Origin of the sequence: Lapillicoccus sp. (assembly GCF_046595215.1) — a bacterium.
Taxonomy (GTDB): Bacteria; Actinomycetota; Actinomycetes; order Actinomycetales; family Dermatophilaceae; genus Lapillicoccus.
This window is the reverse complement of the sequence record NZ_JBKJPP010000179.1, coordinates 1-8,824: the sequence shown is the minus strand read 5'-3', so window position 1 is coordinate 8,824 and position 8,824 is coordinate 1. Positions and strand designations below refer to the sequence as shown.

The following is an 8,824-nucleotide window of genomic DNA, read 5'->3' as shown; positions in this document are numbered from 1 at the left end:
AGCACGAAACCGAAGACGGAGATCACCGTCTCCATCACGGACCACGACTTGATCGTCTCGCCGACGGTGAGGCCGAAGTACTCCTTGACCAGCCAGAAGCCGGCGTCGTTGACGTGGCTGAAGAAGAGCGACCCGCAGCCGATGGCGAGGACGAGCAGGGCCAGGTGGCTGGAGGTCAGCGTCGTCGCGAGCGGACCGACGATGCCGGCCGCGGTGATCGTCGCGACGGTGGCCGAGCCGGTGCCGAGCCGGATCCCGACCGCGACGAGCCAGCCGAGGAGCAGGACGGAGAGGTTCATGCCCGTCGCCCAGTCCTTGATGACGGTGCCGACGCCGGCGTCGACGAGGGTCTGCTTGAACCCGCCACCGGCGGCGACGATCAGCAGGATCGCGGCGATCCCGGGCAGCCCGCCGCCGAGGGAGGCGCTGATCTGCTCGCGGTTCATGCCCGAGCGCAGGCCGAGGGCGAAGAACGCGACAATCGTCGCAATGAGCAGGGCCAGGACCGGGCTGCCGACGAGGTCGAGCACCACCCGGACGCCGGACTTCGCGTTGGGCACACTCAACCTGGCGATGGCGTCGGCGAGCATCAGCAGCACCGGCAGGGTGATGCTGATGAGGGCGGCGCCGAAGGGGACCGAGCGGGTCGTCCCCGCGGTGCCGGCCCTGGTCGCTGTCGCCGTCGCCGACCGCTCGGTGCGGGCCCGGGCGCCCGCGCCCTTGCGGAAGACGGACGCGGGCCTCCCCTCGGCCGGGGCCCCCACGGCGAGCGGGGCGGCCTTGGGCACCCACGTGTCGATGACGCGAGCCAGCAGCGGTCCGGCGACGATGACGGTCGGCACCGCGACGACGAGGCCGTAGAGCAGGGTGATGCCGAGGTCAGCCTTGAGGAGCGCGATCGCGGTCAGCGGCCCGGGGTGGGGAGGCACGAGTCCGTGGAGCACGGACAGCCCGGCCAGGGCGGGGATGCCGACCTTCATCACCGAGAGGTTGACCCGGCGCGCCACGAGGAGGACGACGGGCACGAGCAGCACGACCCCGACCTCGAAGAACAGTGGCAGCCCGATGATCGCGGCGATCAGGGCCATCGCCCACGGCAGCCTGCCCGGCCCGACCCGCCCGATGATGGTCTGGACGATCTTGTTGGCCCCGCCCGAGTCCTCGAGCAGCTTGCCGATCATGGCGCCGAGGGCGATGAGGATGCCGACACCGCCGGCCGTGTCGCCGAAGCCCTTGACGAAGCTCGCGGTGATCACCGACGGGGGCATGGTGGCCGCCGCGCCGAGCACCGCGGACCCGAGGATCAGCGACAGGAAGGGGTGGACCTTGGCGGCCGTGATGAGCACCACGACGGTGGCGATCCCGAGGAGGCAGGCCAGCACGAGCTGGCCGTTCCCGGCATACACGGGTGCCGGGTCAGCGGTGGAGAAGAGGGAGAGGGCACTCATGGGACCTCCGGGCGGTGGGGGGTGGTCAGTCAGGTGGGGTGAGGCCGAGCGCACTCAGGGCGCTGGCCAGGACAACGGCCTGGGAGCCGTCTCCCGAGACCACGACCCCGGGCTCGTCCGGCTGCAGCGGCTCGAGGGTCGCGATCTGGCTGGGCAGCAGCGACGCCGGCATGTAGTGGCCGGCCCGGAGGTCGAGGCGATCCTGGATCAGGTCCTGGGGGGCGCTGACGTGACAGAAGCGGACGTGGGGGCGTCCCTCGCGCAGCAGGTCGCGGTAGGCCCGGCGCAGCGCCGAGCAGGTGATCACCGCCGAGCGGCCCGCCGACTCCTGCTCGGAGATCCACTCGCCGACCAGGCGCAGCCACGGCGAGCGGTCCTCGTCGGTCAGCGGGATGCCGCTGTGCATCTTCTGGACGTTGGCCTCGGGGTGGAAGGCATCGCCCTCGGCGAAGAGCCAGTGCATGCTGGACGCAATCCCCCTGGCCACCGTGGTCTTGCCGGAGCCGGAGACGCCCATGACCACCACGAGGTCGACGTCGCTCATGCCGAGCACCTTATCGAGCGGTGGCCGACGCCGACCCCTTGCTCGCGGCCCCGGCGGGGGGTAAGTTCTCGCAGTTGTGCGCCGGACCGCCAAGACCACCTGGATCCTGGCCCGTGCAGGGTTTCGCCGGTACTCCACCTACCGTCTCGCGACGCTCGCCGGCCTGACGACGAACACCGTCTTCGGCCTGATCCGGGCCTCGATCCTGCTCGCCGCGCTCGCCTCCGCCGGCACGAGCATCGCCGGCTACGACGCCGGTGAGATCAGCTCGTTCGTCTGGTGGTCACAGGGACTCATCGCCTCGGTCAACCTCTTCCAGTGGAGCGAGGTCGCGACCCGCGTCCGGTCAGGCGACATCGCCGTCGACTTCGCCCGACCGATCGACCCCCAGGTCGCCTACCTCGCCACGGACCTCGGTCGAGCCGTCCTGCAGTTCCTCGCGCGGGGGGTGCCGAGTATCCTCATCGGGGCGGTCACCTTCGGCATCGCCCTCCCCCAGAGCCCGTGGTTGTGGCCGCTTGCGCTGCTGAGCACGCTGCTCGCCGTCCTCATCTCGTTCGGCTGCCGGTATGCCGTGAACCTCACCTCCTTCTGGCTCGTCGAGAGCCGCGGGCCTCAACTGGCCTATGTCGTGGTGAGCGGATTCCTTTGTGGGCTCTACGTGCCCGTCCACTGGTTCCCCGACTGGCTCCAGCTCATCGCCCACGCGACGCCGTTCCCGTCGATGCTCCAGACGCCCATCGACCTGCTCAGTGGCCGGGCCTCGCCGGCCGACGCCCTACCGTTGCTGCTCACCCAGCTGCTCTGGGCGACGGCAGCGCTCGCGCTCGGGCAGGTCATGACCAGGCTGGGGCGGCGCCGGCTGGAGGTGCAGGGTGGCTAGCAACCTCACGGCATACGGGGTGATCCTGCGGGCCCGGATGCGGGCGCAGACGTCCTACCGGGCCTCGTTCGCCACCGACGTCATCGGTACGGTGATGGTCGGGCTGACCGAGCTCGCCGAGGTCTACGTCATCTTCCACAACGTGCCGCGGCTCGGCGGGCTGACCTTCACCCAGGCGCTGCTCGTCTTCGCCCTGTCGAACATCGGGTTCTCCGTGGCCGACATGGTCGTCGGCCACCTCGACAACCTGCCGACCTACATCCGGGCGGGCACCATCGACGCGTTCTACCTGCGTCCGCTGCCGCTCCTCGCGCAGCTCGTGACGAGCGACGTGTCACTGAGACGGTTCGGCCGCCTCGGTGTAGCCGTGGTCGTGCTCGTCATTGCCTTGTGGCACAACGAGATCGCCTGGTCGCCGGCCACCGTCTCGATGCTCGTGATCGCGATCGTGGCCGGCACCGCCATCGTCGGCGCCCTCTTCACCGCCGCGAGCGCCCTGCAGTTCTTCCTCGTCGACGGGTCGGAGTTCACCAACGGGTTCACCTACGGGGGCGCGTATGCCGCGCAGCAGTCGGCGCAGGTCTTCCCCAACCCGCTGAGGATCCTCTTCACCTTCGTGATCCCGGCCGCGTTCATCGCCTACCTGCCGGCGGTCATCATCCTCGACGTCCCCGGCGCCGACCTGTTGCCGACCTGGCTCGGGTGGCTGACACCGCTCATCGCCGCCGCGGCGTGGGGTGTGGCGTTGACACTGTGGCGGATCGCGACCAGGCACTACCAAGGAGCAGGCGGATGAGGAGCAGCGAGACGTCCGGACCGATCATCGAGGTCGAGGAGCTCACCAGGGTCTTCCGACGGCGCGGGGCGGGGCTGCGGCGCGGGGACGACCTGACCGCGGTCGACCGGATGACGTTCCGGGTCGAACCCCGCGAGGCCGTGGGCTATATCGGCGCCAACGGCGCCGGGAAGTCGACGACGATCAAGATGCTCACCGGCATCCTCCGCCCGACCTCGGGGACGGTGCGGACCTGCGGCTTCGACCCGGTGCGCCGGCGCACGGACGTGGCGCGGCGGGTCGGCGTGGTCTTCGGACAGCGGACCCAGCTGTGGTGGGACCTGCCGCTGCACGAGTCGTTCACCATCCTCGGGGCCATCCACGGCATGGACGGGGCCGCGGTCCGGGCCCGTGCCGGCGTGCTCGTGGACCAGCTCGAGATGGCCGACACCCTCCGGACGCCGGTCCGGCAGCTGTCCTTGGGCCAGCGGATGCGGGCCGAGATCGCCGCCGCGCTGATGCACTCCCCCGACCTGCTGGTCCTCGACGAGCCGACGATCGGGCTCGACGTGCTCAGCAAACAGCGCCTGCGTGAGTTCCTGCGCCGCGAGCGCGCCGAGCGCGGCATCACGCTGCTCCTGACGACCCATGACATGGGCGACATCGAGCGGCTGTGTGACCGCGTGCTCGTCGTCGACCACGGACGGCTGGCCTTCGACGGCACCCTCACCGGTCTCGCCGGCAGGGTCGGGGCGCGGCGGGTGCTCGTCGTCGACCTCGCCGCACCCACCCCGCCGCTGCACGGCATACCGCACACGTCGCTGCTCACGGCGGAGGGCGACGGTCTGCGCCAGCGGCTGGCGTTCGACGCCGAGGCGACCACTGCGGCCGCTGTGCTCGCGGCCGTCAGCGCCCGGGCCGAGGTGCGCGACCTGACCATCGAGGAACCCGACATCGAGGACGTCGTGCGGCGGATCTGGTCCGCGACCCGGTGAGGCCCGGCGGGACCCCCATCGAGACCGGCCTGCGGCGATGCGACGGTCGTGCCAACCCGGCCGACCGGCATACCCTCTCGGACATGAGCGGATTCGCGGGTATCCCGGCCGACGCGGCGGCCTTCTACACGGAGCTGGCCGAGCACAACACCCGCGAGTGGTGGGCCGCGAATGCCGACCGCTACGAGGCGAGCGTGCGGCACCCCGTCACCGAGCTCACCGACGCCCTCAGTGCCGAGTTCGGGGAGGCCAAGATCTACCGGCCCCACCGCGACCTGCGCTACACCACGGACAAGACGCCCTACAAGGACCGGCAGGGGGCCATTGTCCAGCTGGCCGACGGGATGGGCCTCTACCTCGCGGTCGGACCCGGGGGCCTGACCACCGGCGGCGGCTCCTTCCACAACTCCCCCGACCAGGTGGAGCGCTACCGGGCGGCCGTGGACGACGAGGCCGCCGGGACCCGGTTGGAGTCGATCGTCGAACAGCTGCGGGGACAGCGCTTCGAGGTCGGCGGCGACCTGCTGAAGACCCGGCCCCGGGGCGTTGCGCCCGACCATCCCCGGGTCGAGCTGCTGCGCCACAAGAGCCTCATCGCCTGGCGCGACCACGGGATGCCGGCCTGGGTCGCCAGCGCACGGGTGGTGGGCCGGGTCCGGACGGACTGGCGGGCGATCCGCCCACTCGGCGAGTGGCTGGCCAACTATGTCGGCCCGGCAGCCTCGGCGGCCCCGGCGCCACGCGTCGTCAGAGGGTGAGCAGCATCCGGGTGTTGCCGAGGGTGTTGGGTTTGACCCGCTCGAGGTCGAGGAACTCGGCCACGCCCTCGTCGTAGGAGCGCAGCATCTCGGCGTAGACCTCCGGGGCCACTGCCCGGCCCTCGATGACGTCGAACCCGTGCCGCCCGAAGAACTCCGTCTCGAAGGTCAGGCAGAAGACGCGCTGCACGCCGAGGTCGCGCGCGTCGTCGATCAGGCCCCGCAGCAGGGCCGCCCCGACGCCGGTGCGGACGTGGCCCTGCGCCACGGCCAGCGTCCTGATCTCGGCGAGGTCCTCCCACATGACATGCAGAGCGCCGCACCCGACGACGACACCATCGACCTCGGCGACGCGGAACTCGTGCACCGACTCGTAGTAGGCCACCGCGTCCTTCGCGATGAGCGTGCGCTCGGCCGACAGCGGCCGGACGATCCGCCGGATCGCCCGCACGTCGGGGGTGCGGGCGCGACGGACCGCGACGTCCACGGGCGTGGGGTATGCCGGGTGCTCACCGCGGTCGTCACGCGCGCCGCCGTCGCGGGCTCGCGGGCCGAGGCCGGCACCCGTCGGCTCAGCGAGCATTCGCCGGGTCCTCCAACGCCTGCCCGAGCAGGTGGATCAGGGCCTCGACCTGCAGGCTGTCGCCCGAGGAGACCTCCTCGTCGCTGCCGTCGAGGGCGCGGGCTGCCAGACCCTGCTTGGAGTCGATGAGCTCGGCGATCCTCGAGTCGATGGTCCCGGCGGCGAGGATCCGCCATGCCGTTACCGGCTCGTCCTGGCCGATGCGGTGCACCCGGTCGATCGCCTGTCCCTGCTCGGCGGCCGTCCACGAGAGCTCGGCGAGGACGACGTTGGAGGCGGCGTGGAGGTTGAGGCCGACCCCCGCCGCGGTCAACGAGCAGACCGCCACCGAGACGGCCGGGTCGCTCTGGAAGGCGTCGATGGCCCGCTGGCGCTGGGCCGTCGTCTGGTCACCCCGGATCGAGACCGTGCGCAGGCCGCCGTCGGCGAGCATCCGCTCGGCGGTGTCCATGACGTCGATGTGCTTGGCGAAGAACACGACCTTGCCGACGGAGCGGGCGAGCTGGGCGGTGTAGTCCGACGCCAGGGCCGCCTTGGCCTGACCGATCTTGCGGACCATGGTGAAGACGTTCTCCGTGCCCGAGCTCGAGGAGGACGACTCCAGCTCGGCGAGGGCGACCCGACGCATCAGCTCCGTGTCGTGACCGTCCCCGCCCTTGCTGTCGTCCTCGAGGTCGTCCTCGTCGTCCGCGGCGACGACCTCCCGCGTCTCGAGCAACCGACGGTACTTGGTCAGCAGGCGCCGGCCGAGGTCACGCTCGGCCTGCCGGATCGACCGACCGAGGTCGTCATCGAGCTCGACGGGTAGGTCCGCGATCCGCTTCTCGGGAAGGTCCTTGGCGACGTCGATCTTACGGCGGCGCACGATGCCCATGTCGATGACGGCGGCCCGCGCGTGGGGGTAGAAGCCGCGGTCGGCCGGGGTGTAACCCGAGTCCTCGAGCCGGCGGACGATGTCCGGGCCGGGCTTGCCGCCCTTGATCCAGCCGAGGAAGCGCCAGATCGCGTGGAAGTCCTCCACGTCGTTGATCAACGGCGTCCCGGTGAGGGCCATGAGGAGCGGGTTGCCGCCGGGGGTGTTCTCCCGGATCCGGTCCGCCAGGGCGAGGACGTGCTGGGAGCGCTGGGAGCTGAGGTTCTTGATGAAGTGGGCCTCGTCGACGACCATCGAGCGGAACCCGAGCGTCGAGAGCCACGACAGGTGTCGGTCGAGGACCGAGTAGTTGACGACGAAGACGTCGGCGAAGGCGTCGACGTCGCGCCCGTCCCCGTGGATGACGGTGACGCGGCGCTGCGGCGTCCAGCGCTGCACCTCGCGGGCCCAGTTGATCTTCACGACGTTGGGCACGATCGCGAGCATCGGGTAGGCGTGGGCGACGGAGGCGGCGATGACGGACTGGGCGGTCTTGCCCAGACCCGGCTCGTCGGCGAGCAGAAAGGTGCGGTGTCCCTCACGCACGGCCTCGAGCAGCCGTGCCTGGTGGGCCATGACCTGCGACCCGGGCGGGGAGAACCGGTCGAACAGCGGCGTCTCGGGGAGCTCCATCGAGGCGGCGGCGCCCCCCGCGCCCTGCTCGAAGGCGCGGTAGAGCGGGTCCATGAGGTCCCACCCGGCGAGGCGCCCGGGCACGAACTCCGGCTCGCGGGCCCGGTCCAGGTCGGGCGCGAGGAACGGGTTGGCCAACACCCGTGACGGCACCGAGGCGGGCACGACCTGCCGGGCCGCGAGCTCCGCCGGGATCGGGGCGGCGCGGCTGGGCTCGGGGACGGCGATGACCAGCTCCTCGGGGGCGAGCTCGGCCCCCGACTCGAGCAGCCAGTCGCGGCGGATCCGCTGGGCGGCCGGACCGGGGGTCGCCTTGTCGTCGAGCAGGGTGAGCAGGCTCGTGTCCCGGGCCGCGATGCGGGCCAGGATTGTCGCCACCCCGTCGAGCCGTTTGAGCAGCTCGGCCTTCACTGCCCCGGTGAGCGAGGCGTCATCCCTGATCCGTGCGCGTTCCTCGCGCACCAGCAGGGCGATGACCTGGAACTTCGTCCGGTTCGTGGGTCCGACCCTGCCCTTGTCGGACTTGGCCTCGACCTCTCGGACCCGGCGGGCGAGGACCGGGATGACGGGCGCGGGGTCGTCGAGGCGGGTCGAGCCCTTGCGGGGACCCGGGCGACCGGACGTCCGACGGCGGACCGTGGGCGGCATGCTCCTCCTGGTGACGCGGCGGTTGTCGACGGCCCGGATCCCCAACAGGGACGGCGCCGGCGGCGCAGGTCGTCGCAACGGGCTGACGGGGACCTGACACTGGTGCGCCGGGTGCCCGAGGGCCGGTGGGCTGGGCGCTCCGTGGCGGTGCTCGCCCCGCGCGTCGCGCTGCTCCTGCGAGCGCCGCGCGGCGACCGTGCCCGGGGGCGCCCAAGGACAGCCTACGTCCCTGGGCGCCGGTCGGCAGACGCAGGGCGGCCCCGGGAGCGATGTCCCGGGGCCGCCCTGTGTCATCCGCTCAGCCGGAGACTGCTCCCGTGGAGTCCTGGGGGCCGCCGCCGACGGTGTCGACGGGCGGGGTGTCCGGGATCTCCGGGAGGGTGTCCTCCTTGCGCGAACCGGTGAAGATGAAGGTCGAGTCCTTCTCGTCACCGGTGGCGTCCACCAGCACGAACTCGCCGGCCTTGAGCTCGCCGTAGAGGATCTTCTCGGACAGCACGTCCTCGATCTCGCGCTGGATGGTGCGCCGCAGCGGGCGCGCACCGAGCACGGGGTCGTAGCCGCGCTTGGCCAACAGGGCCTTGGCCATGGTCGTCAGCTCGAGACCCATGTCCTTGTCCTTGAGCCGCGAGTCGAGCTTGGCG

8 protein-coding genes and 1 pseudogene are annotated in these 8,824 nt (G+C 71.5%); 4 read left to right on the top strand and 5 right to left on the bottom strand.

What is annotated here, in order from left to right; translation table 11 throughout:
* On the bottom strand, window positions 1–1,448 hold a 1,448-nt coding region (locus ACLL9L_RS15505), incomplete at its 3' end, for a gluconate:H+ symporter (protein WP_411285559.1).
* Between the two features lie 25 nt (window positions 1,449–1,473).
* The gene (locus tag ACLL9L_RS15500) at window positions 1,474–1,992 is read right to left on the bottom strand and encodes a gluconokinase (RefSeq protein ID WP_411285558.1); all 519 of its coding nucleotides are present in this window, start codon (window positions 1,990–1,992) and stop codon (window positions 1,474–1,476) included.
* A gap of 76 nt (window positions 1,993–2,068) precedes the next feature.
* Here ACLL9L_RS15500 and ACLL9L_RS15495 point away from each other — a divergent pair, with 76 nt between their 5' ends.
* From ACLL9L_RS15495 to ACLL9L_RS15480, 4 genes are all read left to right on the top strand, one after another.
* Window positions 2,069–2,875, top strand: a complete 807-nt coding sequence (locus ACLL9L_RS15495; protein WP_411285557.1) for an ABC transporter permease — start codon at window positions 2,069–2,071, stop codon at window positions 2,873–2,875.
* The gene (locus tag ACLL9L_RS15490; protein ID WP_411285556.1) at window positions 2,868–3,671 is read left to right on the top strand and encodes an ABC transporter permease; all 804 of its coding nucleotides are present in this window, start codon (window positions 2,868–2,870) and stop codon (window positions 3,669–3,671) included. Before ACLL9L_RS15495 ends, ACLL9L_RS15490 begins: the two co-directional genes overlap by 8 nt.
* On the top strand, window positions 3,668–4,645 hold the full coding sequence (locus ACLL9L_RS15485; RefSeq protein ID WP_411285555.1) for an ATP-binding cassette domain-containing protein: 978 nt from the start codon (window positions 3,668–3,670) through the stop codon (window positions 4,643–4,645). Before ACLL9L_RS15490 ends, ACLL9L_RS15485 begins: the two co-directional genes overlap by 4 nt.
* A gap of 83 nt (window positions 4,646–4,728) precedes the next feature.
* The gene (locus ACLL9L_RS15480; protein ID WP_411285554.1) at window positions 4,729–5,403 is read left to right on the top strand and encodes a DUF2461 domain-containing protein; all 675 of its coding nucleotides are present in this window, start codon (window positions 4,729–4,731) and stop codon (window positions 5,401–5,403) included.
* Here ACLL9L_RS15480 and ACLL9L_RS15475 read toward each other — a convergent pair.
* The 3 genes and pseudogenes from ACLL9L_RS15475 to ACLL9L_RS15465 all read right to left on the bottom strand — a co-directional run.
* Window positions 5,393–5,986: an amino-acid N-acetyltransferase gene (locus tag ACLL9L_RS15475; RefSeq protein ID WP_411285553.1), complete on the bottom strand. Its 594-nt coding sequence runs from the start codon at window positions 5,984–5,986 to the stop codon at window positions 5,393–5,395. The two genes, ACLL9L_RS15480 and ACLL9L_RS15475, sit on opposite strands and share 11 nt — an antisense overlap.
* Window positions 5,976–8,180, bottom strand: coding sequence for a DEAD/DEAH box helicase (locus ACLL9L_RS15470; RefSeq protein WP_411285552.1), 2,205 nt, complete (start codon window positions 8,178–8,180; stop codon window positions 5,976–5,978). The genes ACLL9L_RS15475 and ACLL9L_RS15470 overlap by 11 nt, the downstream gene beginning before the upstream one ends.
* 298 nt (window positions 8,181–8,478) lie before the next feature.
* A pseudogene (locus tag ACLL9L_RS15465) lies at window positions 8,479–8,824 on the bottom strand (NDP-hexose 4-ketoreductase); the annotation flags it as partial.